28 protein-coding genes and 1 tRNA gene are annotated in these 23,137 nt (G+C 62.7%); 20 read left to right on the forward strand and 9 right to left on the reverse strand.

Translation table 11 applies throughout. The features are described 5' to 3' along the window. Window positions 1–12: 12 nt before the first annotated feature. The 14 genes from BM374_RS31865 (at window position 13) to BM374_RS31930 (ending at window position 9,680) form a co-directional block, all read left to right on the forward strand. Window positions 13–1,230 (forward strand): site-specific integrase, encoded by a 1,218-nt coding sequence (locus BM374_RS31865; RefSeq protein ID WP_092302050.1) that lies wholly within the window; start codon window positions 13–15, stop codon window positions 1,228–1,230. Window positions 1,231–1,520: 290 nt separating this feature from the next. After that, window positions 1,521–1,886, forward strand: coding sequence for a hypothetical protein (locus BM374_RS39585; RefSeq protein ID WP_092302052.1), 366 nt, complete (start codon window positions 1,521–1,523; stop codon window positions 1,884–1,886). Next, the gene (locus BM374_RS31875) at window positions 1,883–2,707 is read left to right on the forward strand and encodes a ParB/RepB/Spo0J family partition protein (RefSeq protein ID WP_092302054.1); all 825 of its coding nucleotides are present in this window, start codon (window positions 1,883–1,885) and stop codon (window positions 2,705–2,707) included. The genes BM374_RS39585 and BM374_RS31875 overlap by 4 nt, the downstream gene beginning before the upstream one ends. Before the next feature lie 77 nt (window positions 2,708–2,784). Next, window positions 2,785–3,060 carry a hypothetical protein gene (locus BM374_RS31880; protein WP_143270294.1) on the forward strand — a complete coding sequence of 92 codons (276 nt, stop codon included), beginning with the start codon at window positions 2,785–2,787 and terminating at the stop codon, window positions 3,058–3,060. After that, window positions 3,053–3,385, forward strand: a complete 333-nt coding sequence (locus BM374_RS31885; RefSeq protein ID WP_092302058.1) for a hypothetical protein — start codon at window positions 3,053–3,055, stop codon at window positions 3,383–3,385. The genes BM374_RS31880 and BM374_RS31885 overlap by 8 nt, the downstream gene beginning before the upstream one ends. A gap of 160 nt (window positions 3,386–3,545) precedes the next feature. Next, a complete protein-coding gene (locus tag BM374_RS31890) occupies window positions 3,546–5,744 on the forward strand; it encodes a bifunctional DNA primase/polymerase (protein WP_092302060.1) in 2,199 nt (732 codons plus the stop codon). Between the two features lie 224 nt (window positions 5,745–5,968). Beyond that, a complete protein-coding gene (locus BM374_RS31895) occupies window positions 5,969–6,199 on the forward strand; it encodes a hypothetical protein (protein ID WP_143270295.1) in 231 nt (76 codons plus the stop codon). Further along, entirely contained in the window at window positions 6,196–6,597 is a 402-nt protein-coding gene (locus BM374_RS31900) for a hypothetical protein (protein ID WP_143270296.1), read from the forward strand. Before BM374_RS31895 ends, BM374_RS31900 begins: the two co-directional genes overlap by 4 nt. Window positions 6,598–6,647: 50 nt before the next feature. Beyond that, window positions 6,648–7,712, forward strand: a complete 1,065-nt coding sequence (locus BM374_RS31905; protein WP_092302066.1) for a hypothetical protein — start codon at window positions 6,648–6,650, stop codon at window positions 7,710–7,712. A 10-nt stretch (window positions 7,713–7,722) separates the two neighbouring features. After that, window positions 7,723–8,178 carry a hypothetical protein gene (locus BM374_RS31910; protein WP_143270297.1) on the forward strand — a complete coding sequence of 152 codons (456 nt, stop codon included), beginning with the start codon at window positions 7,723–7,725 and terminating at the stop codon, window positions 8,176–8,178. After that, window positions 8,168–8,458, forward strand: coding sequence for a hypothetical protein (locus tag BM374_RS38155; RefSeq protein WP_143270298.1), 291 nt, complete (start codon window positions 8,168–8,170; stop codon window positions 8,456–8,458). Before BM374_RS31910 ends, BM374_RS38155 begins: the two co-directional genes overlap by 11 nt. 95 nt (window positions 8,459–8,553) lie before the next feature. Further along, window positions 8,554–9,048, forward strand: a complete 495-nt coding sequence (locus BM374_RS31920) for a hypothetical protein (protein WP_092302071.1) — start codon at window positions 8,554–8,556, stop codon at window positions 9,046–9,048. A gap of 44 nt (window positions 9,049–9,092) precedes the next feature. Further along, window positions 9,093–9,311, forward strand: a complete 219-nt coding sequence (locus tag BM374_RS31925; RefSeq protein ID WP_092302072.1) for a hypothetical protein — start codon at window positions 9,093–9,095, stop codon at window positions 9,309–9,311. 3 nt (window positions 9,312–9,314) lie between these two features. Further along, complete coding sequence (locus BM374_RS31930) at window positions 9,315–9,680, forward strand: hypothetical protein (protein ID WP_092302073.1); 366 nt, start codon at window positions 9,315–9,317, stop codon at window positions 9,678–9,680. Here the strand turns inward: BM374_RS31930 and BM374_RS31935 are convergent. From BM374_RS31935 to BM374_RS31945, 3 genes are all read right to left on the reverse strand, one after another. Then, window positions 9,659–10,165 carry a hypothetical protein gene (locus BM374_RS31935; protein WP_143270299.1) on the reverse strand — a complete coding sequence of 169 codons (507 nt, stop codon included), beginning with the start codon at window positions 10,163–10,165 and terminating at the stop codon, window positions 9,659–9,661. The two genes, BM374_RS31930 and BM374_RS31935, sit on opposite strands and share 22 nt — an antisense overlap. Before the next feature lie 14 nt (window positions 10,166–10,179). Then, window positions 10,180–10,470 (reverse strand): hypothetical protein, encoded by a 291-nt coding sequence (locus BM374_RS31940; RefSeq protein WP_092302077.1) that lies wholly within the window; start codon window positions 10,468–10,470, stop codon window positions 10,180–10,182. Between the two features lie 598 nt (window positions 10,471–11,068). Then, window positions 11,069–11,839, reverse strand: a complete 771-nt coding sequence (locus BM374_RS31945) for a DUF2189 domain-containing protein (protein WP_092302079.1) — start codon at window positions 11,837–11,839, stop codon at window positions 11,069–11,071. Between the two features lie 238 nt (window positions 11,840–12,077). On the opposite strand from BM374_RS31945, the gene BM374_RS31950 reads away from it, so the two are divergent. Continuing rightward, window positions 12,078–14,306, forward strand: a complete 2,229-nt coding sequence (locus BM374_RS31950; RefSeq protein ID WP_092302081.1) for an ATP-binding protein — start codon at window positions 12,078–12,080, stop codon at window positions 14,304–14,306. On the opposite strand, the gene BM374_RS31955 is transcribed toward BM374_RS31950, so the two are convergent. From BM374_RS31955 to BM374_RS31970, 4 genes are all read right to left on the reverse strand, one after another. Continuing rightward, window positions 14,303–14,743: a hypothetical protein gene (locus BM374_RS31955; protein WP_092302083.1), complete on the reverse strand. Its 441-nt coding sequence runs from the start codon at window positions 14,741–14,743 to the stop codon at window positions 14,303–14,305. The genes BM374_RS31950 and BM374_RS31955 overlap by 4 nt on opposite strands. A gap of 87 nt (window positions 14,744–14,830) precedes the next feature. Next, window positions 14,831–15,298 carry a MarR family winged helix-turn-helix transcriptional regulator gene (locus BM374_RS31960; protein WP_092302085.1) on the reverse strand — a complete coding sequence of 156 codons (468 nt, stop codon included), beginning with the start codon at window positions 15,296–15,298 and terminating at the stop codon, window positions 14,831–14,833. A gap of 8 nt (window positions 15,299–15,306) precedes the next feature. Continuing rightward, window positions 15,307–16,917, reverse strand: a complete 1,611-nt coding sequence (locus BM374_RS31965) for an acyl-CoA synthetase (protein WP_092302087.1) — start codon at window positions 16,915–16,917, stop codon at window positions 15,307–15,309. A gap of 262 nt (window positions 16,918–17,179) precedes the next feature. Next, entirely contained in the window at window positions 17,180–17,635 is a 456-nt protein-coding gene (locus BM374_RS31970) for a GatB/YqeY domain-containing protein (protein ID WP_092302089.1), read from the reverse strand. A gap of 238 nt (window positions 17,636–17,873) precedes the next feature. Here BM374_RS31970 and carA point away from each other — a divergent pair, with 238 nt between their 5' ends. Both carA and BM374_RS31980 read left to right on the forward strand, forming a co-directional pair. Then, on the forward strand, window positions 17,874–19,064 hold the full coding sequence (gene carA / locus BM374_RS31975; protein ID WP_092302091.1) for a glutamine-hydrolyzing carbamoyl-phosphate synthase small subunit: 1,191 nt from the start codon (window positions 17,874–17,876) through the stop codon (window positions 19,062–19,064). A gap of 176 nt (window positions 19,065–19,240) precedes the next feature. After that, a complete protein-coding gene (locus tag BM374_RS31980; RefSeq protein WP_092302093.1) occupies window positions 19,241–19,762 on the forward strand; it encodes a cupin domain-containing protein in 522 nt (173 codons plus the stop codon). Window positions 19,763–19,880: 118 nt separating this feature from the next. Here the strand turns inward: BM374_RS31980 and BM374_RS31985 are convergent, their stop codons facing one another. Beyond that, entirely contained in the window at window positions 19,881–20,405 is a 525-nt protein-coding gene (locus BM374_RS31985) for a Dps family protein (RefSeq protein ID WP_092302095.1), read from the reverse strand. Window positions 20,406–20,510: 105 nt separating this feature from the next. Between BM374_RS31985 and BM374_RS31990 the strand changes: the two genes are divergently transcribed. Both BM374_RS31990 and BM374_RS38900 read left to right on the forward strand, forming a co-directional pair. Next, window positions 20,511–21,212 carry a class I SAM-dependent methyltransferase gene (locus BM374_RS31990; RefSeq protein WP_092302097.1) on the forward strand — a complete coding sequence of 234 codons (702 nt, stop codon included), beginning with the start codon at window positions 20,511–20,513 and terminating at the stop codon, window positions 21,210–21,212. Window positions 21,213–21,266: 54 nt separating this feature from the next. Beyond that, a tRNA-Ala gene (locus BM374_RS38900) sits at window positions 21,267–21,342 on the forward strand. A 112-nt stretch (window positions 21,343–21,454) separates the two neighbouring features. On the opposite strand, the gene BM374_RS31995 is transcribed toward BM374_RS38900, so the two are convergent. Next, window positions 21,455–21,826, reverse strand: coding sequence for an ArsR/SmtB family transcription factor (locus BM374_RS31995; protein WP_092302099.1), 372 nt, complete (start codon window positions 21,824–21,826; stop codon window positions 21,455–21,457). A gap of 113 nt (window positions 21,827–21,939) precedes the next feature. Here BM374_RS31995 and BM374_RS32000 point away from each other — a divergent pair, with 113 nt between their 5' ends. Beyond that, entirely contained in the window at window positions 21,940–23,109 is a 1,170-nt protein-coding gene (locus BM374_RS32000; RefSeq protein ID WP_092302101.1) for an MFS transporter, read from the forward strand. The last annotated feature ends 28 nt before the right edge of the window (window positions 23,110–23,137 follow it).

Genomic DNA, 23,137 nt, shown 5'->3' on the forward strand with positions numbered 1-23,137 from the left:
CGGGGAGAGATCATGGCCCGCCGCACGCGTTCGACGCCGCTAGAGACGAGAACCAACCGGCTCAAGCTGGAGATCAGGAAACGCGCCTATGGCGTGCGCATCGCGCCGCGCCTGCATCTGCTCTATCGGCGCTGCAAGGGACCGGGCACGTGGTCCTACCGCAAGGGCGATCTGGTCAGGCGGTTCGCGATTGCTGATGATCATGAGGACGGCAACAACAACACCATCATGGACTACTGGCAGGCGCTGGAGCAGGCCAAGAAGCTCGCCCGCGTCAACGAAGGCTCAACCCGCAAGCATCCGATCAAGGTCGGCGAGGTCGTGCAGCCCTACGGAAAAGCGCTCGAAGTGAACGGGCAGCGCAAGTACAACGCCACGCAACTCGATCGCCATCTCACCGAGCAGCTGAAGGCCAAGACGGTGGCGCTGTGCACGGAGGATGATTTCCGGGACTGGCGCGCCGGTCTGATCGAAAGCGGCCTGAAGCCGTCGAGCGCCGACCGCATCGCGCGGTCGCTGAAGTCGGCGCTGAATCTCGTTGCCGCCAAGGACAAGAGCATCGGCAATGCCGCGATGTGGCGCGAGGGCCTGAAGGGGCCGAACAAGGAGAAGCACAAGCCGCGCAACATTCTCGTGCCCGACCGCAGTATCCCCGACTTGGTCGCGGGCTGCTATCAGGATGATGCCGAGTTCGGCCTGATCATCGAGACCTTGGCCGAAATCGGCTGCCGCGAAAGCCAGCTGTTCAAGCTGCGGGTTCATCATCTCTTGGACGACGACCCGGCCAAGCCGCAATTGGAGATGCCGGACTCGGCCAAGGGTTCGAACCGCAAGAGGATTCGCGAGGTCGGGACGCGCAAGCTCTCGATCACGCCGCGCCTCGCCGCGAAATTGCGGCTTCAGGCCAACGGCCGTGCACTGGATGAGCCGTTGTTCGACAAGATGTGGAATCTGGCGACGCGGCTTTCGCCCGTGGTTAAGCGGCTCGGTCTCGATCCGAAGATCGTGCCGTATAGTTTCCGACATTCGAGCATTTGCAGAATGCTGTTGAAGGGTGTGCCGGTTCGCGTCGTCGCCACACATCACGATTCGAGCATCCGGGAAATCGAACGGAGCTATTCGGCCTACATCCTGAATCACAGCGATGCGCTGACGCGCGCAACGCTGCTTGATCTCGACGCGAAGCCGCCCGCGAGCAACGTCACGCCGATCAGGGGAGCAGCGGCATAGGAACAGACCTCGCGGGATATCTGGCCCAAAACTCCGGAGCCGGCCCAGTTTCCCAAATCCATCCGCGAGGTTTCTCAACCGCGCTCACGTGCAATTTTTCTGACAAACCATAGCTTGCAGTCTGACTCGCCAAAACGAGAGTGGCGCGATTCAGATTGCAAGCTAAAACCGACTCGTCGTACCTCACTTTATTTTCGTTGCGCCCACATCGAGCGCGTGGACTTTTCCGTCCACGTTACTCAATCTGTCCGTCGCCCGCTTGATCCGCCAAAACCATTGGAGAGGCTGCCATGCCAGAGCATGTGCGAGCCGCGATCGAGCGCGACAAGATCGCAGGCAAGACCAGCAAGAAAGATCAGGCCAAGAAGCGCCGGGCCCACCGTCAACAGCGCAAGGCAAAGGATGACGACGCGATCGACGGTCCGCCGTTGCCGCGCACTGTGCTGACGATTCCGGAATTCTGCCGGATGCACGGCATCAGCGATGCCTATTACTACAAGCTCAAGAAGGAAGGCCTCGGCCCGCGCGAGATGCGCTTGACGGTCCACGGCAAGGAGACTGCCGAGGACAAGCGGCAAACCGGCCGCATCAGGATCACGCTGGAAGCCGCTGCCGATTGGCGCAAGGAGCGCGAGCAGTCGGGGGCGCAGTCATGACCGCACCGAAATCTTGGCGCGACATCCTGCCGGTTCATGCGGCGGCCAATCTGTTTCCGATGCTGAGCGAGGCCGAGCTGCGTGAGCTGGGTGAGGACATCAGGAAGAACGGACTGCAAATTCCGATCGCGCTATACAAGGAGCAAGATCGCTATGTGTTGCTCGATGGCCGCAACAGGCTTGATGCCATGGAGCTGGTCGGGGTTCAGTTCGAGCTGAGGAGCGTCAAGGGCTGTTCTTTCTGCGATTGGTACGTCCATATCGTTTCAACCCCGATAACGCCGGGACGAGACTGCCTCGTCATCGAAAACGACGACCCTTTCGCCTTCGTTCTCGCCGCCAACATCCATCGACGCCATCTCACCACCGAGCAGAAGCGCGAGCTGATCGCGAAGCTGCTGAAAGCGACGCCGGAGAAGTCCAACCGGCAGATCGCCGACACTGTGAAGGCCAGCCATGTGACGGTCGGCGCCGTCCGGTCCGAGCTGGAATCAACTGGACAGATTGACCAGTTGACGAGAACGGTCGGCAAGGACGGCAGGGCGCGCAAGACGAGCAAGGGCAAGCCGGTAACCGAGGCCGAGCTTGTCGAGCTCGAAGCCGAGATCATGTCAGCCGACGACGATCCGATCATTAAGCAGGCATTGTGCCTCTTCGAGCAGATGACCGAACGACAGCGCGACGAATTCTGCCACCTCGCGTGCATCGTCATGCTGGAGAAGAAATCCGGCGGGGCGATCCGCACCGCCAAGGCCGCCGCGCTGTTGATGGATGTCGACGCCAACGGCATGCCGAAATTCCTGAAGCGGATACAACATTGATCACCACGCCCGGCCGCGCGCCGAGCTTTTGTTTTGCGAAAGGGGCCGAGGGGCGAGAGCATAGGAGAGCGAGAGCAATGGCAATCAAAGAGCAGATGCAAATCGAACTGGAGCTTATCAGCGGTATGCTGACTGACGCTCTCGATGAGGTTGACGCCTACGAGGGTCGCGATGGTCCTGATCACCTCACGCGCGGTGCCATGACGACTTCACTGCGCAAGTTCTTCTCGACCTGTGATGAGGCTGGCCGCGTCGTGGCGACGCGTTTCATTATTAATCGGTTGCTGATCGATGTGTGGAGGCACGACAACAATCTGCGCAGCCACAAGCAGGAAGGGCCGCACCATGCCTAACGATCACACCCGCCGCGCGGCTGAAGTCGAGAACGCTCTCACCACGGGCAACTACGTGATCACCACGTACCAGTGCAGCGCAGCGGTCAAGAAAGACGAAGTGAAGATCAATGATGTGACGTTCGAGTGTTGGCGGCGGGCGGATGGAATTGAAGTCTGCCTCGTCGATCATCCGGCCGGCGACTGGTGGTATTCCCTCAACGACGGCTGCCTCGATGTCGGGCCGTTTGCTTCCGAAGCGGCGGCTGTGGAGGAGGCAACGCAGTCGTTGGAGCACTACCGGCGCGTGATGGGTGGCAAAGTCCTCAGCGTCGATATTCACTGACACTAACGACACCGCCGGGCGGCCCTCTCTCAAAAAGCCGTCCGGCGGTTAACTGACTGAGCAGAGCAAAGAACGACCACCGAGCAAGGGAGATCGAAATGCACAGCACCGATCGAGGAAGACCAGATGCAGCACCGAATCAACCGCGTGAGGAAGATCAATGCCTAATCACCATCCTAGCAGCACTGTCATCGATTTCAACTTCGCCAAGCGACAAGACCAGATCGCCGACCTGATGACGTCGGCGCTGGCGAATGCGGCGCCCGAGGTCGGGGAGCCGGAGTTTACTGCCAGCAGTAAACCGCAGCCAATGTTGGAGGCCGCGCTCGCCTATGCCGCGATGGGGTGGTGGGTGTTCCCGGTACCGCCCGGCACCAAGAAATCTTACAAGAGCGCGAGGCACAGTCCGGGCAAGACCAACTGGGGCGCAACGTTCAATCCCAAACTAATCAGGCGCGACTTCGCGAAGTGGCCCGACGCCAATGTCGGCATCGTCACCGGACAAACGCCATTTCAGCTTCAGCGCGACGGTGAACCATCCGGCGGTGACTGGGGCATCTTCGTTGTCGAGGCGGACACCGCCGAAGGTCACAACGTCGACGGTATCGCATCGCTGCGGGAGCTGGAGGCCAAGCACGGACCGTTGCCGGAGACCCGCACTGCGATCTCACCGAGCGGATCAGTTCATCGCTACTACAAACATCCGGGCGCCGGCATCAAGGTTTGGAATTCCGAGAGCTTCCTTGCGCCCGGTGTCGACGTGCGCGGTGACGGCGGCATGGTGCTAGCGCCGCCATCGATCAAACCGGGCATCGGCACCTATCGCTGGCTCAACGAGGGCGAAGTGGCCGAGGCGCCGGCATGGTTGCTTGCGGCGGTGCAGTTGAGACCGGCGGAAGAGAAGAAGAAGGAGAAGCAGGCAAGCGACGACTTGTACGATAATCAAGATGACGTACAAGTCACTGCCGCGCCTGATGACGACAACACCGCCACCGACTGGCAGTCGCTGTTCGATCGCATCCGTGACGGCCACAAGCTGCACGACAGCCTGCTCAGTCTCGCCGCGAAGCTGATCACCAGCGGCATGGCGGCCGGCGCGGCCGTCAACCTGTTGCGCGCTGCGATGAATGGATCGAGCGCACCGCACGATGCGAGATGGCAGGCGCGCTACGACGACATCCCGAGGCTGGTCAACGGCGCCGAGCAGAAGACAGACCAGCAGCCCGTAGCATCGATCATCGCCGAGCCCTACATCTGGACCGAGCCGCAAGACATCCCGCCGCGCGATTGGCTCTATGGCAATCGTCTGATCAGGAAATTCGTCACCGCAACGATTGCGCCCGGTGCACTCGGCAAATCGACACTGGAGATCACCGAGGCGCTGGCGATGGTGTCCGGCAAGGCCTTGCTCGGTGTCCAGCCCTCGGAATTGCTGCGGGTATGGCTGTGGAATCTGGAAGACCCCCGCGCAGAGACCGTGCGCCGCGTACAGGCGACGGCGAAGCACTATCGTCTCAAGCGCGACGATCTCGACGGCCTGTTTCTCAACTGCGGACGCGAGCAGCCACTGGTGATTGCCGAGACGAACCGTCATGGCGTCTTGATCTGCCGGCCGATCGTCGAGACGCTGATCGCTCAGATCAGGCAGCACAAGATCGACGTCGCGATTGTCGACCCCTTCATCAGCTCGCACCGTATCCCGGAGAACGACAACAACGCGATCGACGCCGTGATCAAGGAATGGGGCCGCGTCGCCGATGCCACCAACTGCGGCATCGAGCTGGTGCACCATGTGCGCAAGGGCGAGCAGGAGGTGAAGGCGGAAAGCGCGCGCGGCGGTGGATCGTTCGGCGACGGCTGCCGCATGGTCCGCGTCGTCAACCGCATGACGAAGGACGAAGCCACCACGGCCGGCGTCACCGACAACCATCGGCTCTATTTCCGGGCCTATGTCGACAAGAACAACCTTGCCCCGCCGGCTGACGTGTCGGACTGGTTCAAGCTGATCAGCGTCGACCTGCACAACGGGCCGCTGGGACCGACCTTGCCGGGAGACAGCGTCGGGGTGGTGACGGCATGGACCTATCCGAAGGCGCTGGACGGCATGACCGGCGCGGACTTCGACAAGGTGTCCGCCGTGATCCGCTCGGGCGAATGGCGCAAGGACAGTCAGGCGGCGAACTGGGTGGGCTACGCGATCGGCAAGGCGCTGGGGCTCGACCTGATCAACCCGGCCGCCAAGGCCAAGGTGAGACGCCTGCTCAAGACGTGGCTGGGAACCGGCAGTCTGGTCGTGGTCAAGCGGCTCGATCCGTTTCGCAAGCCCAAGGATTTCGTGGAGGTCGCCGACGATGAATAGAGACCTTTTGCGGCACCTTGACACTGACACCTGATCCCTGCGGCAGCGGCACCCTTACCCCTTAGAGAAAGGGGTAAGGTGCCGCAGCCTTGTTGCGCCACCTTGCGGCACTCTTGCGGCACCCTGGGTGCCGCAGGTACCGCAAAACCTCGAATGCACACACTTGCCCGCCCGTGCACAACCGAGGGGGTGTGCAGGGTGTGCAGAACAGGAGGAACCGCAAAATGCCCGGACACAAATTGCCACGGTCGACCCGCCTGAAGCTGAAAGCCGGCGCTGTCGTCCAAGTCAGGCGCGGCTGGCGTCGTGAGGAGCTGCCGGCGCAGGCTGGGCCGTGCAAGCGGCTCGACCCGGTGACGGGCGAGACGATCGGCATTCTGATCCGCGTGCCGAGCGCGCGGTTGCGGCTCTCGGCCCGGCCATCGTGGGCGTTTCAGCGGAGGGCCCGGCCATGAGCCCCGTCCATGCGTTCGCCGATCCTACCGGGGGATTTGATCCCCCAGTAGGAGACGCGCATCCTGAGCCGCCTGTAGGGCTCTGTGCGGCTGGTCTGGTGGGCGGGCCGCCGATCATCCCCAAGGGCAAGCGCTTCCATATCCTGTCGGACAACCCCGGCGCCGTCCGACGACGTCGCACCACCGCCCGGCAGGGCAAGGGCCTGAAGTCGGTCCGGATCGACGTGCACCGGATCGACATCGCCAAGGCGCTGATCGCCAGAGAACGATTGTCGCCGGTCGCTAGAGAACGATTGTCGCCGGACGAGACGCGCAGGCCGTTGAAGGTCAAGGCCGCTTTGGAAGAGATCATCGCGGACTTCGTCGCGAGGTGGTTGCCACTGTATCGCGACGAGTGAAATCACGCGTGACGCTGGTTTCTGGTGGGTCCGGCCTACCGTGCCCGACCATGAGCACAGCATCCGTTCGTCGGCCGCTGGTCCCGGAAGACCTGCACCGCACCCCCCGCGCCACCTCGATCTGTCGCGGCATCACCGCCATTGCCAGAGGCGCACAAGGTCTCGGCACCGTGACCGACTTTGCCAAGGCGATGTGGCCCGACGATCGCACCGCGATCGAGATCGCGACCAAGAGTGCCGTCACGCCGGCCTCGACGACGTCGCAAACGACGTTCGGGGCTGCCACCATCAGCAATCTGATCAGCATTCTCGGTCCGGCGTCGTGTGCGGCTCAATTGTTTTCAAAAGCGCTGCAGCTGCAGTTCGGTCAATCCGCCTCGCTCATCGTTCCGAACTACACAGCGTCGGCGACCGACGTCGCTTTCATCGGGCAGGGCTCGCCATTGCCGATCGTGCAGCTCGATCTGTCATCGACGACGGAATTGAAGCCACAGAAGATGGCAGCGGGTTTCGGGCTGGTGCGCGAGTTGACTGAAGGTTCGAATGCCGAGGCCTTCATCACCAGCGCGATGCGCGAGAAGTTTCCGCTGGCCGTCGATACGCTGTTGCTCGACGACGTCGCGGGCACGGCGGTCAGGCCGCAGGGGCTCAGGTACAACAAGGCCGGACTGACGGCGACGAGTGGCGGCGGCCTTGCGGCACTGGTCGGCGATCTTGCGCAACTCGCCGCAGCGGTCGAAGGCGTTTCAAGCAACGTCGTGTTCATCGCGCCGCTCAAGGAAAAAATCAAGATCGCGGCTTATCTGCCGCAGTTCACGGTCCCGGTGTTGACGACCGGCGCACTCGCCGATGGCACGATCGCATGCGTTGCCGTCGACGCGCTCGCTGTCTGCGGCTCTGATCAGCCGATCAAGATCGAACGGTCGATTGAGGCTGTCATTCATGCCGATACCAGTCCGCAACCGTTGACGTCAGCCGGAACGCCGAATGTTGCTGCATTTCCGCTAGTCAGCGCTTTTCAAGTCGACGCGGTGATCGTCAGGCTGATCGCTGATCTCACATGGGCGCTGCGATCGACCAGTGCGATTGCGTGGACTTCCTCGGTGACATGGTGAGGTGACCGCAATGAACGATGTTCTCGACCGGGCGCGCAATATTCTCGCCAACCGCAAAGCGCAGGAGCGCGAATACGCGCAATGGCGCGCCGGCCACGAAGATCACGAATTCTATGCACCGCTGCCGACGATGCGGCGCAAAGACGCGCCGCGATCTGCGCTGGTCTACAAGACGCACGACAACCCACCGCCGGAAGACAAGGATTGGAAATTCGTCGGCGATTGGGAACGTCTTAACTTCGAATTGCGAGATGTGTCAAAACTGTTGTTCGAGATCGAAACCGGTCTCATCCGACGACAGGACGATGCGGTCACTGCGCTGCGCATCGAGATCGCGACGTTGCGTGAGGACGTCTTTGCCGCGATCGACGATCTGCGCGCCGAGATCGCAACACTAGCCGATGATGTTGTCGATCGCAGTGGTGCGTCGATCACGTGGCTGAAGAGGTCGCGAGATGCAGGCTGAATTGGAAGCGGCTTTCCAGCGCGGCAAGCAACGCGGCCGTCGCGAGGCAGAGGAAGCGCATCGCAGGCGCACCGACCCATTTGGATTGGGCCTCCTGAAATCGCTGATCGAACGCGTCGACCGAGGTTCGCTCGGCCTGACGGATCGCCAGACGCTGGCGCTCGATCAGCAAGTGCTCGATCTGCACGACACCCTGACGCGTCGCATGTCGTTTTCATTGATCGATGAGGCGCGGTTACACGGATCGGCGCTTTTAAAGTCTGGGCGGGGGGACCTCTAGAAATGCTGGGCATTATGCCCACCCGATCGGCCCGCAGCCCCAATTCGGCTTAACGTCCTCAAATTTCCGGTCCGGTCGGCCAAGGCTAGGCGTCCATGAATTTTCACCAGATCGTGCACCAGTTGCTGACGGCCTACCGGCGCAGCGGCGGTCAGGGCGGGAGAGTGCTCGGTGAGATCGAGGAAATCGCCAGACAGGTCGAGGTCAACCCGGATGAATTCCGGTGTGTCGCATACGATGCCACGACCGGCAGTCCGGCGTTCTACTTCAACGGCAAGGTGCTGTATGATCGGACCCGGTGCCGGTTCTATCGCGAGGACAAGGCGGTCTACGACTATGCTGGCCGCGTCGCCTATTACGTCGATCCGGCGACCGGCTATTTTCACCCGGCTGTCGGCACCACGCATCGGCCCTTGTACTTGGACGTCGCCGCGCAATGGGAGTTTGAAACGCTATGCGCAACAGAGGAAGGGCAAGCGCTGCAGCGCTTGAAGCAAGCAATCTTTCCCGAGTGCGAGGACGTCGATCTCAGCGACTCCGGGCTCCAGCGACTCTTAGAGCGCCGGAGCGCAAGCTCTTTGCGCAGATAGTCGGCGCGTGCAGCGAGCAGCATTTCGTCCGCGCCGATCTGCCGATGCTGGAATCGTTCATCAAGGCAACGCTGGCGGTGCGCGCGTTCGCCGACGATCCAGATCAATTCACGAAATGGGAGAAGGCGACGCGGCTGCAGGCTTCGCTCGCCACGCGGCTGAGACTGACGCCAGCCAGCCGCAGTGATCCGAAGACGATCGCGCGCAATCTGCCCTATGACGGACCGCGCCCGTGGGCGCGAGATGAGGAAGAGGAGGACTGAACAATGCGCCCACACACCCGCGCCGATTTCGCCATCGCTTGGGTCGAGAAGTTCTGTCTCTCGCCGTCCGGCGACACGCGCGGCCAGCCAGTGCAACTGACCGTCGACGAGGTCAACACCATGCGCCGCATCTACGACAACGGCGAGCGCGTGCCGGTCAGTGGTCGGCTGGCGGCGTTTCTCGCGCTATTGCACACTGCTGGTCCGCAAGCCGTCGCCAAGGACAACAGCCTGCCGGGCGACGTGACGACTGATTCATTCACCGTCTGGAATGCGAGCGGGCCGCGCCTGCGCGATGTGCTCGAACGTCAAGGCGAGCGCGTGGTGTGTCGTGAGCTGGGCACGAGCTATCCGCCGAGGGCGGCGTGAGCGTCGGTTAATCTGAAATGATCCACCGCGTATTGTTTTAATTGATCTAGCAGCTCACGCCGTTTTTGCGCGTAATTGCCGTACAGTTCTTTCAAGCCCTCGTGCATGGTGAAGTCGCCGTTAGCTCGCTTAATTCCGGCTTCCGTCATCCAATTTATGTACGGCAAAGTCGCTTGGTGCAGCTCTTCGATCTTTGGCAAAAACTGCGGGAAGTGCACAGCGGATATCGCTTCGAGCTTTGCGAACGGCGAAACCTCTAGCTTTATCTTTTCGAGGCGCGCAAGCACGTCTTCTTTAATGTCGAGCCAGAGATCAAATTCGTAGACCGCGTTCACCAGCTGCTCGAATTTTTCAGCGCGCCGTTTCTTTTGCTCATCGCGAGCTTGAACCCGATTCAACGCGATGGTCACGCCACCGGAAACGGCAACGCCGCACATAGTCAGCAAACCGCCGACGACGACTGGCCATAGTGAGGTAGCTGCCATTTCTGGTGCCTTGGTCAGTCTTTTGGCTTTTCGTACAGATCGATATCGTTGATCGCATCTTGGATCAGATCGCGTAGCGCAGTCAGTGTATCGCGCGCGCGGAGTGCCGAGCGGCCGGCCATGTATGGGCCTGCTGGTGGCAAGTCTTCCGCTGGCGATGCCGTGATGCCGCTGCCGGTTTGTCCTGTGCTGATCTCGGCAATGCGGCCACCGTTGATGCCGAAGTACGCCGCGATGTCGTGCTGCCGGTCTCCGCGCAACAGCATGCCTTTAACAATCGCGATCTCACCGTCATTCAGTGCCATGCGTGTGTCCTTCTGACGAATCGGGAACCAAGACGATGCCACAATGCAGGGTAGTGCGAACCCGTGCGACTACGGAGGTGCCTGTGGATAAGGTGATGAAGCGCAGACCGCCAAGGCGGGCGATGGCGGCGGCGTCGGACTTGATCAAGAGTTCGAATCACCTGATCATGGCCGAATCGACGCCGTTAAAGGAAAGTCAATATGGTTTCGCTCGAAACGCTCTGGATGTACCACCGGCTTCTATGCATCGCTTGCCGCCATCCGTGCCCAGACGAGGATGTGCACGAATTGCGCCGGAGACGACATCAGATTGCCGAGATGATTGCCGCTCGCATGTAGTGGCGCAGCGATCACGCCGCCATCCTTGCGTCGGCGTGTTTTCCCTTCGTGCCGATGATCCGCCGCAGCTCGGCCGCGATGCCGTCGAGCACGTTGCGCTTCTGCTGCATCCGCTTCGCAGCGGGATAAGGGAAACTCCAGAGAAACCGATTTCCGGCCGATCCGCTAACAGCTTGACAATTCGGCCGGATTTCGCGTTCTCTACAGCGCTCCATTCTCCCACAAGGGGAGAAGGAAGAGGAGCAGCGGGAACGGCACTTTACACCGGCACCACCAGTCGCCGGTAAAGGTGCCATGTCGCATGCCCGAGCACCGGCAGCGTCACCACCAGCCCGAGGAAATACGGCAGCGCCGATACGATCAGCAGCATCACGATCACCGCGGCCCAGCCGATCATCGGCAGCGGGCTGCTCACCACAGCGCGCACGCTCGTCACCATCGCCGTGACGAAATCGACCTCGCGGTCGAGCAGCAGCGGAAACGACACCACGGTCAACGAAAACAAGATCAGCGACAACACGGCACCGACCGCGTTGCCGATGGCGAGGAACATCAGGCCCTCATTGGTCGTCAGCACCACCGTGATGAATTCCTGCAGGCTCGAGAACGAGGCGTGCAGGCCGAGCAGCAGCGCGATCAGGAGCCGCACCTGGTACATCCAGATCACGAACACGAACAGCGTGACGAAAGCCATCCAGCCGATCTCGCTGCGCGAGCGTATCGCCGACCAGACCGCGCCGAACGACACCGGCTCGCCGTGCTCCCGGCGGCGGCTCACCTCATAGAGGCCGATCGCAACGAATGGCCCGATCAGCGCGAACCCCGCGGCCAGCGGATAGACAAGATAAACCATGCCAAAGGCCGTGAGACAAAGCATGATCGTGATGCCTCCGGCGGCGTAGAGCGCACCGAAGGCAATGCCATAGAGCGGCAGCGCCTGGAAATCGCGCAGGCCCTCGACCAGCGCTTCGGCGATGTCGGTCGCCGCGACGGGACGCACCACAGGATCGACCTTGCCCGAAATGGACATCAGCTCCCTCCGCACATCAGCGCGATCTTTCGTCGCGCATTGACCGCGATATTAGCGCCGCCGCGCGCACGTGCAACTTGATAGAAGCGGAAGGATTGTAGCGGCGCCGCAATGCACGCGGGCGCGGAATTCCTGGGCGTTCGGTACGATTTGCACGCGTTGCCTATGGACTGCACGGACGATCGTGCCGCAAATTGTACCTCCGAACAGCCACGCGCGAAGAGCGGACCGCCCTCCGATGAGCCTGCGTACCCGGTTACTGATCCTCGTCATCGCGGCGATGCTGGTGCCGGCAAGCCTCGTCGGCCTGCGTTTCATGCAGAACCGGATCAGCGAGATCAACGCGGCCCTGGCCGATCTGGCGGCATCCGCCGACGACATCGCGAGCGATCTGAACGAGAAGATTCAAGGCACCGCCCAGCTCGACTACGGTCTGGCCCGTGCCCGCGACCTCGACACACGCGACAAGGCCGCGTGCTCGGCGTTTCTGTCCGACGTGCGCGAAGAATATCCGCAGTTCACGGGCATCCTGACCATTGATCCGGACGGCCGCCTGTTCTGTGACTCGCTTCGGACCAACCGCACGCTCGATCTGAATGATCGTGCCTATTTCAAACAGGCGAAAGTCTCGCAGGGCGCCGTCGCCGTTGAGCCGGTGTTCGGCCGCCTCACCGGAATGTCGGTGCTCCAGATCGCTTATCCCGTCCGATCGGAGGCCGGTGCGCTGAAATTCGTGCTGCTCGCCTCGTTCAACCTGAACAAATTCGTGGAATTTCACCACAAGCGTCTGCTCGCCGAGAAGGAGATCCTGCTGACCGACAGCAAAGGGGTGATCCTCGTCGCCCCCAAGACGGGCGGCTGGAGTGAGCCCGTTGGTGCGTCGATTGCGGGGTCCGACCTGTTCCGCTTCGCCGTAGCGCCCGATGGCGAGGCGTCTCGCGAGGTGACCGATCGCAGCGGCCAGACCCAGGTCTGGGCCGTCGCCCGTTCGCCCTCGATCCGCGACGCCGGTCTCTATGTTCTGGTCGGACGGTCAAAGGATGGACTGGTCGCGGCGGCGAACCGCCGGCTCTACGAGGACATGGCGATCCTCGCGGTGGCTTCGTTGCTGCTGCTGGCCGGCATCTGGATCCTTGCAACTGTCAGCGTCGGGCGTCAGGTGGGTCGGCTGGCCGCGATGGCGAAGCGACTCGGGCTTGGCGACCTCAGCGCACGCATTCCACCGCCGCATCCGAGCGGCGAGTTGGGCGGATTGATGGCCCTGCTCAACAACACCGCCGAGTCGCTCGAGCAGCAGCGCGCCGCCATTGCGGACCTCAGCCACAAGCTCAGCCAGTCCCAGAAGATGGAAGCCATGGGCCAGCTCACCGGCGGCGTGGCGCACGATTTCAACAATCTCCTCACTGTCATTCTCGGCAACTCCGAGCATCTCGCTGACCGCCTGGCGGGCAACAAGGAATTGAACAAGATCGCCAGCGACATCGCGACCGCAGCCGAGCGCGGCTCCGACCTGACGCGCAGCCTGCTCGCCTTCGCGCGCAAGCAGCCATTGAGGCCACGCGAGATCGACATCGCCAAGCAGGTCCTTGGCATGGAGCAACTGTTGCGCCGCTCGCTCGGCGAGCACATCGAATGCAGCTTCGCGTTCGGCGTGGATTTGTGGCCCGCCAGCGTCGATCCCGGCCAGCTGGCAACCGCCCTGCTCAACCTCGTGCTCAACGCGCGCGACGCGATGCCGGACGGCGGAAAGCTGACGGTCGAAGTCTGCAACAGCTCGCTCGGCGATTCCGACCTCGACGTCAACGGCGAGCCGCGGCCCGGCGACTACGTCATGGTAGCCGTGACGGATACAGGCTGCGGCATGGCGACCGACGTCGCCGGCCGCGCGTTCGAGCCGTTCTTCACCACCAAGGAGGTCGGCAAGGGCACGGGCCTCGGCCTGAGCATGGTCTACGGGTTTGCGCAACAGTCCGGTGGTCTCGTGCAAATGGAATCCGCGCCGGGGCAAGGCAGCGTCGTCAGGCTGTTCTTTCCCCGTATCGCCCCGACGCCGAATGAGGAGCCGGCTCCCGCCGAACCGATTACAGCCCCCGACGGAAGCGAGACCATTCTGGTCGTCGAGGACGACGACATGGTGCGAGCCTATGTCGAGAGCGAACTGAGAGCCCTCGGGTACCGCGTCATCGCGACGTCGGATGGGCCTGCGGCGTTGGACGTCTTGCGCCAGCCCGGCGATGTCCACTTGCTGTTCACCGACGTGGTCATGCCCGGCGGCATGTTCGGGCCGGAGCTCGCGCGGCAGGCAACGGCGTTACGACCTGGTCTGAAGGTGCTCTTCACCTCCGGCTACAGCCAGGATCCGGTCAAGACGCCCGAGGGGTTCGATGCCCGGGTTCTGACAAAACCGTTCAAGCGACAAGAACTCGCGGCGATGCTGCGATCCGCTCTGTCGACGCCCTCCCGCTAGCGGGACACGAGCAGCAGCGCCACGCCGAGATTGGCCGCAAACAGCGCCGCATCGATGACGAAGATCCTGAGCATCGGGCCCTTCAGCACCGGCCAGTATGCCACGCCGACACGTCCGCCGCGCATCAGCACGGGGACGTTATAGACGAACTGGCTGAAGTGGCAGGCGGAAAAGAACAGGAACAACACCACTTGCGCTTCGACCGGCTGGAAGACGGACGGTCGGACGACCAGCAGATAGAGCGACAACAGCCCGATCGGCAGATTCATGCCGCCCAGAAACGCCACGCTGGCCGCCAGGGTCGGCGCAATCGGATTGCCGCGCTCTTCGCGCGGCAAGAGGATCTTCAGCGTGTTGGTTTGTGCGATGCTGAACTGCACGAAGGCGCCACCGAACCAGAGCGCGTTGAGCAGCAGGACGAAATCCGAAAGACGCATGGCTGTTTCCCGTCACAAGCCTTTTCCGGCTCGTGAGCAAAGTGGCAAAGCCCGCCCTTCATGTCAACATTATTGACTTGAGAGCGCTCAGTTGTTGTCGGCGATGGTCTCCATGACCGCCATCCAGGCTGCCGCGCCGCGCGTCCCGACGCGGTCGAATGCCTCGCGCATGACCTTGCGCTCGCGCTCCGACGCCGTTTGCTCGATGCGTTGCCCAGCAGCCGTCAGACGCAACAGCTTGGAGCGATGCTGCTCGGGTGAGCGCCGCGACGTCAGCAGCTCGCGATCGAGCAAAAGGTTGAGCGGTCGGTTGATGGCTTGCTTGGAAATGCCGAGGACCTCGATCAAGGACCCGATCGCGATTTCAGGCCGGCGCGCCACCACGTAGAGGATGCGATGGTGCGAGCGCGACAGGCCCTGCTTGGCGAGATAGGCATCGGCTTCCAGCGTCATGCCGCGCCAGCCGTAATACATCAGCTCCAGCGCTGCATCGAGATCGTCGAGCTTCGCAAGAGAGGCGCGGTGAATCCCCGCGGCTTGAGACGTCTTTGGCATGTCGGAAGCTAGCCTCTCCCCCGCAGCTCGCGCCGAAGCACCTTGCCTGTCGCCGTCATCGGCAAGGTCTCCGTGAACTCGACGAAGCGCGGATATTCGTGCGCTGCGAGCTGCACCTTCACGAACTCCTGGATCTCGCGCGCGAGCGCATCGCTCGCCGCAAACCCCGGACGCAAGACGATCCAGGCCTTGATTGATTCGGTACGGATCGGATCGGGAATGCCGACAACGGCCGCCATCGCCACCGATGGATGCTTCATCAGCGTGTGCTCGATCTCGGACGGGCCGACGCGATAACCTGCCGTGGTGATGACGTCATCCTCGCGGCTGACATACCAGAAATAGCCGTCCTCGTCCTGCACGCCGAGATCGCCGGTGAGCAGGAATTCGCCGGCATATTTCTTCGCCGTCGCCTCGGGATTGCGCCAATATTCGAGCATGGTGACGGGGCATGGCTGGCGCACGCCGATGATGCCGCGCTGGCCGCGGGGCAGCTCCTCGCCACTGTCGTCGACGATGCGGACATCGAAGCCCGGCGTCGCCTTGCCCATCGAACCGGGCCGGATCGGAAACAGGTTCGCGTTGCTGCCGATCACGAGATTGCACTCGGTCTGGCCGAACACTTCATGAGCGTCGACGCCAAAGGTCTCGCGCACCCAGCCGAGCAATTCGCCACCGAGCGATTCACCGCCGGTGAAGATGCTGCGCAGCTTGACACCGGGATGTTTCACGCCGGCCTGCCGCATCAGCTTGAGCGCGGTCGGCGGCAGGAAGACGTTGCGCACTGAAAGATCGGCCATCATCCGCATCGCGGCCTGCGGCTCGAATTTTCGCGCGCGATGACCGACCAGCGGAATGCCGTGGTACCAGAACGCAAGCAGGCCGTTGATGAGGCCGCCGATCCAGGCCCAGTCCGCCGGAGTCCACATCAGATCGCCGGGCCTCGGCAGGAAGTTGTGGCACATCTCGACATTGGGGAGATGGCCAAGCACGACGCGATGCGCATGCAGCGCGCCCTTGGGATTGCCCGTGGTGCCGGAGGTGTAGATGATCAGCGCGGGATCGTCGGCGGAAGTATCGACGTTTGCAAAGTCCTCGGAGGCGGTTTCGATCGCCGACCAAAACGGCTTTGCGCCCGCGTGGACGGCGCCACTCGTGACGTAGATGTCCTGCAAATAGGGCAGCCGATCGCGGATCCTGGTGAGCTTCTCCCAGCCCGCCTCATCGGTGACGATGGCTCGTGCCTGCGAATTCGACAGGCGGAATTCCAGCGCGTCCTCGCCGAAGAGCGCAAACAGCGGGACCGAGATCATACCGGTACGAAATGCCGCCATGTGCGCGATCGGCAATTCGAGCGATTGCGACAGAAACACCGCGACTCGGTCGCCGCGCGCAAGTCCGTCCGCCTTCAGCACATTGGCGAAGCGACGCGACATCTCCGCGACCTCGTCGAAGGACGTGCGCGTGGTGGCGCCGTTCTCGTCGACATAGACCAGCGCGAGCCTGCCGGTGCCGTCAGCGTGGCGGTCGCAGCAGGCCTCCGCGATGTTGAAGCGCGCCGGGATATCCCAGCGGAAGTTGCGATAGAGCTCGTCGTAGGATGCAGCTTCGGTCAGCATGGGCTTGGCGTTTCCACGAACGGCTTGTCCCGGCCATCCACGTTCTCGTTCGTTGCCGTAGTTTAAGGCCGTGGATGCCCGGGACAAGCCCGCCTGCGCGGCCGAAGCCGCTTCGGCGCGGCGAAGGCCCGGGCATGACGCTCCATTGCATGTCATTCCGGGGCGCGCCTCTTGGCGCGAACCCGGAAATCCATTGAACAACGGATCGAGCGGCGCGATGGATTTGCGGGTTCGACGCTTGGCGTCGCCCCGGAATGACAGCTCAGGTAGACAGCGCGGCCTTCACCAGGCCGCTGGCCTTGCCGAAATCCATCTGTCCCGCGTACTTCGCGCGCAGCACCGCGATCACCTTGCCCATGTCCTTCATGCCGGCAGCGCCGGTCTCGCCGATCGCATCCGCGATCGCCTTCTTGACCTCGTCCTCAGACATCTGCTTCGGCAGGTACGCCGAGATCACCGCGATCTCCTCGCGCTCCTGCGCAGCAAGCTCGGCGCGGCCGCCCTTGTCGTAGAGCTCGACCGCTTCCTGCCGCTGCTTGATCATCTTCTGCAGCACGGCGAGCAGGTCGGCATCCGACAGCGGCGGCTTGCCGCTACCGCGGGCGTCGATGTCGGCGTTCTTGATGGTCGAATTGACCATGCGCAGCGTGGAGAGCTTGCGCTCGTCCTTGGCCTTCATGGCCTCCTTGACCGCATTGTTGATGTCGTCGCGCAGCATGGCCGGGGTCCTCTGGTTCGATCTCGCCTGATCTAAGCCGTTCGCAGGAAAGAGGCCATACCGGACCTTCCCCTCGGTGCATTGTTTCCCCATCGGGGGCCCAAACGGCTCAAAATTGCTTGTTCCGGGTCGCGAGCCGGTAAGGGGCCCGAGCCGCCCGTCAAATATGCAAAAACGCATGTGAATCGGCCCTTCTCTGCTTTGACGTGCGCACGCGGGCGGACTATGAAACGCGCTCATGACACAACATGACAACGATCCTGCCTGGCCGGACCACAAACCGACCGCGCTCCTCGTGCTTGCCGACGGCACGGTGCTCGAAGGCTTCGGTCTCGGCGCCGAAGGCCAAGCCGTCGGCGAGGTCTGCTTCAACACCGCGATGACCGGATACGAGGAGATCCTCACCGATCCCTCCTATGCCGGCCAGCTCATCACCTTCACCTTCCCGCATATCGGCAATGTCGGTACCAACGAGGAAGACATCGAGACGGTGAACATGGCCGCGACGCCGGGTGCGCGCGGCGTGATCCTGCGCACCGCCATCACCGATCCCTCGAACTACCGCGCCACCAAGCATCTCGATGCCTGGCTCAAGGCGCGCGGCATCATCGGTCTGTCCGGCATCGACACGCGCGCGCTGACGGCGTTGATCCGCAGCAAGGGCATGCCCAATGCCGTGATCGCACACGCCAAGGACGGCGAGTTCGACCTGCATGGCCTGAAGGAAGAGGCGCGCGAATGGCCCGGCCTCGAAGGCATGGACCTCGTACCGATGGTCACCTCCGGCCAGCGCTTCACCTGGGACGAGACGCCCTGGCTGTGGGACAAGGGTTTTGGTCGGCAAGACAAGCCTGAGTTCAACGTCGTCGCCATCGACTACGGCATCAAGCGCAACATCCTGCGCCTGCTCGCCGGCGTCGGCTGCAAAGTGACGGTGGTGCCGGCGACGACCTCGTCCGAAGACATCCTGGCGATGAAGCCGGACGGCGTCTTCCTGTCGAACGGTCCGGGCGATCCGGCCGCAACAGGCAAATACGCAGTGCCTGTCATCCGGGACGTCATCAAGTCGGGCACGCCGACCTTCGGCATCTGCCTCGGCCATCAGATGCTCGGCCTCGCAGTCGGCGCCAAGACCAAGAAGATGCATCAGGGCCATCACGGCGCCAATCATCCCGTGAAAGACGAGACCACGGGTAAGGTCGAAATCACCTCGATGAACCACGGTTTTGCCGTGGACGAGGCGACGCTGCCTGATGGCGCGACGCAGACCCATATCTCGCTGTTCGATGGATCCAATTGCGGCATCCAGCTCGACGGCAAGCCGGTGTTCTCGGTGCAGTATCACCCCGAGGCCTCACCCGGCCCGCGCGACTCGCACTACCTGTTCCAGCGCTTTGCCGATCTGATGCGACAGAAGAAGAGCGCGTAAGGTAGTTTTTCTTCGTCATTCCGGGGCGCGCGAAGCGCGAGCCCGGAATCCATTGGGCACCACTCTCTGCAGCATGATGGATTCCGGGCTCGACGCTGTGCGTCGCCCCGGAATGACGGAGGAACACGCCTTCGCGGCCCTCGTTAATTCCTGTGACTCTCGTGCAGGAGCTCCCCATGTCCATCGTCCGCGACTATGCCGAGCCGCTCGCCATCGTCTTCGAGGATGACGGGCTGGTGCCAAACAATATTGTTCCATTTCTGGTCTACCAGGGTGCGGTGATGCTCGATCCGAAGCAGCCGGAGGAGACCATCGAAAACCTGTTCGAAACGAACGGATGGGGCGGCACGTGGCGCAACGGCATCTACGACTATCTGCACTACCACGCGACCGTGCATGAGGTGCTCGGCATCGCGCGCGGCCACGCCCGCGTTCGCTTCGGCGGCGATCACGGCCAGGAGCTGGAGGTCAAGGCCGGCGACGTCGCGATCCTCCCCGCAGGCACCGGGCATCAGTGCATCAAGGCGAGTGACGATTTCTGCGTGATCGGCGCTTATCCGCCGGGCGCGAAGATGGAGATCACGCGGCCGACGCCGGAGAACCACGCCAAGGCGTTGAAGACGATTCCGAAGGTTGCGCTGCCGCCGGCCGATCCGGTCACCGGCAAGCACGGCGCGCTGATGCGGTTGTGGCGGTAGTCACAAAGCCGATGCGTAGGGTGGGTTAGCCGAAGGCGTAACCCACCACTGTCTGTATCCGCAGCAGCAGAAGAGGTGGGTTAACGCCCAGCGATTGCGCTTCGCGCAATCGCAAGCCCTACGCCTCGTTGCCGCCTTCCTGGCGCGTGGCTTCGAACAGGAACCAGGTCCGGCGCTCGGTCTCGTCGATGAAGACTTCGAGGATACTGGCGCTGGCGACGTCGCCGGCGTCGTCACAGACTTCGTGCGCCTTGCGCATCGCGCTGGCGACGTGCTTGTTGTCCTGCATCAGCTCGCGCAACATCTCGCGCGGAGGGACGTAGTCCTCGTTGTTATCCTTGATGGTCTGCAGCTTGGCGACCTGGCCGATCGACTTCAGCGTGGTGCCGCCGATCTTGCGGACGCGCTCCGCAAGTTGGTCGGTGGTGGCGAAAATCTGCTCGGAATGCTCGTCGAGCAGCAGATGGTAGTCCCGGAAATGCCGACCGCTGATGTGCCAGTGGAAATTCTTGGTCTTGAGGTACAGCGCGAACGAGTCGGCCAGAAGCACGTTGAGCGCCTCGGAAACCCTGTTGACGGCCTGGGGCTGCAGATCGGTGGGGGTGTCGAGATCGGGCGAGACCTTGCTGGGGGCTTTGCTCACGGGAAACCTTCCTGTTAGGACGCGGACATTGACGGCGCGCCGTCGCAGCCCTAACGCAAGGCGGGCAATGCAGTTCCTCGATAGGAACCGCCGGGCGGGATACCCATGGACGATTGGATCGATTACTACGACTCGACGCATACGATCTATGTCAGCAAGCTGCATCGCGACTTGCACTTCCAGATCATCGCGCGGGACATCATCGGCTATATCACCTCGCCCGAGGCGACGGTGCTCGACTATGCCTGCGGCGAAGCGCTGTCGGCGAACCAGGTGGCATCCGCCTGCGGTCAGCTGATCCTCGCCGAGCCGGCGCCCGGCGTGCGCGGCCGGCTGATCGCACGGTTTGCCCCCAATACCAAGATCCGCGTCCGCTCGCTCGACGACGTCCGCAAGATGCAGGACCAATCCATCGATCTCGTCGTGATGAACTCGGTCGCGCAATATATGTCGGCGGAAGAGCTCGATGCCGCGCTCGTCACTATCAGGCGGATCTTGAAGCCATCGGGCAAGCTGGTGCTCGGCGATATCCTGCAGCCGCATGTCGGCATGTTCAGGGACGTGGCGGCACTGCTCTCCTTCGGGCTGCGCAACGGCTTCTTCAAGGACGCGCTGATCGGATTGATCAGCACCGCGCTGTCGGATTACCGTCATCTGCGCACGCGCATCGGGCTCCAGCGCTACAGCGAGGACGAGATGACGGCCAAGCTGAAGGCGGCGGGCTTCGCCAGCCAGCGCGCCAACACCAATATCGGCCACAATCGCTGGCGCATGACCTTCGTCGCGCGGCCGCCGCTGGTGCGTTAAGCATAACAACCACCTGAGGTGGCTTGTCGCATCCCGATCGGACATGATCGCCGCGGCCCGGTGGCGGAAGCGTCTACGCGGGAGCAGTGCATTGCTCTTTATCCTGGTTCAAATCCAGGCCGGGCCTCCACGCTTCGCCCCTTCGGGGCTGCGCGTGGCCAGCCACGCAAGGCCGAAGGGGCGAAGCGTGTCCGGCTTAGCTGGAGCGAAGCGCAAGCAAAGACGGACTACCCGCCCAATCTTCACTCCGCCTCGACGACGTCGCACGTCGCAAGCAGCTGCAACCGCTCCGCATCCTTAGCCGCTGATCTCAGCACCGCATCGAGCAAGCCCGGAAAGCGTGCCTCGAGATCCTCGCGGCGCAGCCGCATGAAGCGGTTGGTACCCGCGACACGCGTCAGCATCAGACCGCATTCGCGCAGTTTGGCGAAGTGGTAGGCGAGGTTCGACTTGCCGGCGAGGCCATTGAAGTCACCGCAGCGCAGCTCGCTGCTGACACGTTCCTGCTGAGCGAGCTGATACACGATCGCCAACCGGATCGGATCGCTCAGACAATCCAGCACCAGCGGCAGCTCGATCTGCTCGCGGGTGGGGTGGGGAGGCGTACGGCTCATGATCCGGAAATCATAACGGTCCGCGCGAAATGTTCAATGGTTCTTGAACCAATTGACTCACCGATCGTCATCTTCGATAGTTCAATAAGCGTTGAACATAAGGATTCCGTCTCATGAGCGTGTTCTGGCTGGCGCTGGGGGCCTTCGCGATCGGCACCGAAGGCTTTGTCATTGCTGGACTTTTGCCGGCGATCGCCAACGACCTCTCGATTTCGGTTCCGGCGGCCGGCCAATTGGTCACCGCCTATGCCCTCACCTATGCCGTGGGCTCGCCGATCCTGGCGGTGACGCTGAACAACATCGACCGCCGCACCGTGCTGGCGCTGGCGCTCTCGACCTTCATTGCCGGAAACCTCGCGGCGATGGTCGCATCGAACTACGCGCTGCTGCTGGCCTCGCGGATGTTGATGGCGCTGGGCTCCGGCCTTTGCATGCCGACGGCACTGGCGGTCTCCGTGGCAGTCGCCTCGCCGGAGCGGCGCGGCCGCGCGGTGGCTCTGGTCACCTCGGGCTTCACGGTCGCGACCGTCATCGGCGTTCCCCTCGGCAATCTCGTCGGCAGCCTGCTCGGCTGGCGTGCGACTTTCGCCATGGTCGCCATGATCGGCGCTGTCGCGCTCGCCGGTCTGTTGCTTGGCCTGCCCCGCGGCCTGCCGCGCAATACGGCCTCGCTCGGCGAAAGGCTGGCTGTCGCGCGCCACAGCAACGTCCTGATCGCGCTTGTGATCACGATTTTATGGGCGCTGGGTGGCTTCACCGTGTTCACCTATTTCGCAGTCCCCCTGCGCGGTCTCGGCTTCGACGCCTCGCGGATCAGCCTGGCGCTGCTGGTGTTCGGCGGCGCGGCTGCGATCGGGAACATGCTCGGCGGCATCCTGGCGGACCGGCTCGGCACCGTTGCGACCGCAGCGCTCGGCCTCGCCGGCATGGCAAGCGCCTTGATCCTGCATTCGCTGGTTCTGAAGCTGATGCCGAGCCAGGCGCATTATGCCGTGCTTGGCGCAATCTTTCTCTGGGGCCTGTCGGGCTGGGCGTTTTACCCGGCCCAGATCGCCAGCATCATCCGGATCGAGCCCCAGGCCTCGATGATCGCGCTCTCGCTCAATGCCAGCGCGATGTATCTCGGCTTCGCCATCGGTGGCGCCTTGGGCGGGGCGGTACTGGCCGCGCTCTCGCCAAACGATCTCGGCTGGATTGGCGGAACGAGCGTTGCGGGCTCACTTCTGGTGCATCTCGCCCGTGGCTGGCAGGCGCGGCCAAAACCCGTTAAAATTGCCGGTTGATGGGCGTTTTTCGGGGTTTCGCCGCCCG

Origin of the sequence: Bradyrhizobium sp. Ghvi, from assembly GCF_900115265.1 — a bacterium.
Classification (GTDB): Bacteria; Pseudomonadota; Alphaproteobacteria; order Rhizobiales; family Xanthobacteraceae; genus Bradyrhizobium.

What these genes read in the sequence shown, in the direction of transcription:
- BM374_RS31865 (WP_092302050.1), top strand. Translation starts at nt 13, where the DNA reads ATGGCCCGCCGCACGCGTTCGACGCCGCTAGAGACGAGAACCAACCGG.
- BM374_RS39585 (WP_092302052.1), top strand. Translation starts at nt 1,521, where the DNA reads ATGCCAGAGCATGTGCGAGCCGCGATCGAGCGCGACAAGATCGCAGGC.
- BM374_RS31875 (WP_092302054.1), top strand. Translation starts at nt 1,883, where the DNA reads ATGACCGCACCGAAATCTTGGCGCGACATCCTGCCGGTTCATGCGGCG.
- BM374_RS31880 (WP_143270294.1), top strand. Translation starts at nt 2,785, where the DNA reads ATGGCAATCAAAGAGCAGATGCAAATCGAACTGGAGCTTATCAGCGGT.
- BM374_RS31885 (WP_092302058.1), top strand. Translation starts at nt 3,053, where the DNA reads ATGCCTAACGATCACACCCGCCGCGCGGCTGAAGTCGAGAACGCTCTC.
- BM374_RS31890 (WP_092302060.1), top strand. Translation starts at nt 3,546, where the DNA reads ATGCCTAATCACCATCCTAGCAGCACTGTCATCGATTTCAACTTCGCC.
- BM374_RS31895 (WP_143270295.1), top strand. Translation starts at nt 5,969, where the DNA reads ATGCCCGGACACAAATTGCCACGGTCGACCCGCCTGAAGCTGAAAGCC.
- BM374_RS31900 (WP_143270296.1), top strand. Translation starts at nt 6,196, where the DNA reads ATGAGCCCCGTCCATGCGTTCGCCGATCCTACCGGGGGATTTGATCCC.
- BM374_RS31905 (WP_092302066.1), top strand. Translation starts at nt 6,648, where the DNA reads ATGAGCACAGCATCCGTTCGTCGGCCGCTGGTCCCGGAAGACCTGCAC.
- BM374_RS31910 (WP_143270297.1), top strand. Translation starts at nt 7,723, where the DNA reads ATGAACGATGTTCTCGACCGGGCGCGCAATATTCTCGCCAACCGCAAA.
- BM374_RS38155 (WP_143270298.1), top strand. Translation starts at nt 8,168, where the DNA reads ATGCAGGCTGAATTGGAAGCGGCTTTCCAGCGCGGCAAGCAACGCGGC.
- BM374_RS31920 (WP_092302071.1), top strand. Translation starts at nt 8,554, where the DNA reads ATGAATTTTCACCAGATCGTGCACCAGTTGCTGACGGCCTACCGGCGC.
- BM374_RS31925 (WP_092302072.1), top strand. Translation starts at nt 9,093, where the DNA reads ATGCTGGAATCGTTCATCAAGGCAACGCTGGCGGTGCGCGCGTTCGCC.
- BM374_RS31930 (WP_092302073.1), top strand. Translation starts at nt 9,315, where the DNA reads ATGCGCCCACACACCCGCGCCGATTTCGCCATCGCTTGGGTCGAGAAG.
- BM374_RS31935 (WP_143270299.1), bottom strand. Translation starts at nt 10,165, where the DNA reads ATGGCAGCTACCTCACTATGGCCAGTCGTCGTCGGCGGTTTGCTGACT.
- BM374_RS31940 (WP_092302077.1), bottom strand. Translation starts at nt 10,470, where the DNA reads ATGGCACTGAATGACGGTGAGATCGCGATTGTTAAAGGCATGCTGTTG.
- BM374_RS31945 (WP_092302079.1), bottom strand. Translation starts at nt 11,839, where the DNA reads ATGTCCATTTCGGGCAAGGTCGATCCTGTGGTGCGTCCCGTCGCGGCG.
- BM374_RS31950 (WP_092302081.1), top strand. Translation starts at nt 12,078, where the DNA reads ATGAGCCTGCGTACCCGGTTACTGATCCTCGTCATCGCGGCGATGCTG.
- BM374_RS31955 (WP_092302083.1), bottom strand. Translation starts at nt 14,743, where the DNA reads ATGCGTCTTTCGGATTTCGTCCTGCTGCTCAACGCGCTCTGGTTCGGT.
- BM374_RS31960 (WP_092302085.1), bottom strand. Translation starts at nt 15,298, where the DNA reads ATGCCAAAGACGTCTCAAGCCGCGGGGATTCACCGCGCCTCTCTTGCG.
- BM374_RS31965 (WP_092302087.1), bottom strand. Translation starts at nt 16,917, where the DNA reads ATGCTGACCGAAGCTGCATCCTACGACGAGCTCTATCGCAACTTCCGC.
- BM374_RS31970 (WP_092302089.1), bottom strand. Translation starts at nt 17,635, where the DNA reads ATGCTGCGCGACGACATCAACAATGCGGTCAAGGAGGCCATGAAGGCC.
- carA (WP_092302091.1), top strand. Translation starts at nt 17,874, where the DNA reads ATGACACAACATGACAACGATCCTGCCTGGCCGGACCACAAACCGACC.
- BM374_RS31980 (WP_092302093.1), top strand. Translation starts at nt 19,241, where the DNA reads ATGTCCATCGTCCGCGACTATGCCGAGCCGCTCGCCATCGTCTTCGAG.
- BM374_RS31990 (WP_092302097.1), top strand. Translation starts at nt 20,511, where the DNA reads ATGGACGATTGGATCGATTACTACGACTCGACGCATACGATCTATGTC.
- BM374_RS31995 (WP_092302099.1), bottom strand. Translation starts at nt 21,826, where the DNA reads ATGAGCCGTACGCCTCCCCACCCCACCCGCGAGCAGATCGAGCTGCCG.
- BM374_RS32000 (WP_092302101.1), top strand. Translation starts at nt 21,940, where the DNA reads ATGAGCGTGTTCTGGCTGGCGCTGGGGGCCTTCGCGATCGGCACCGAA.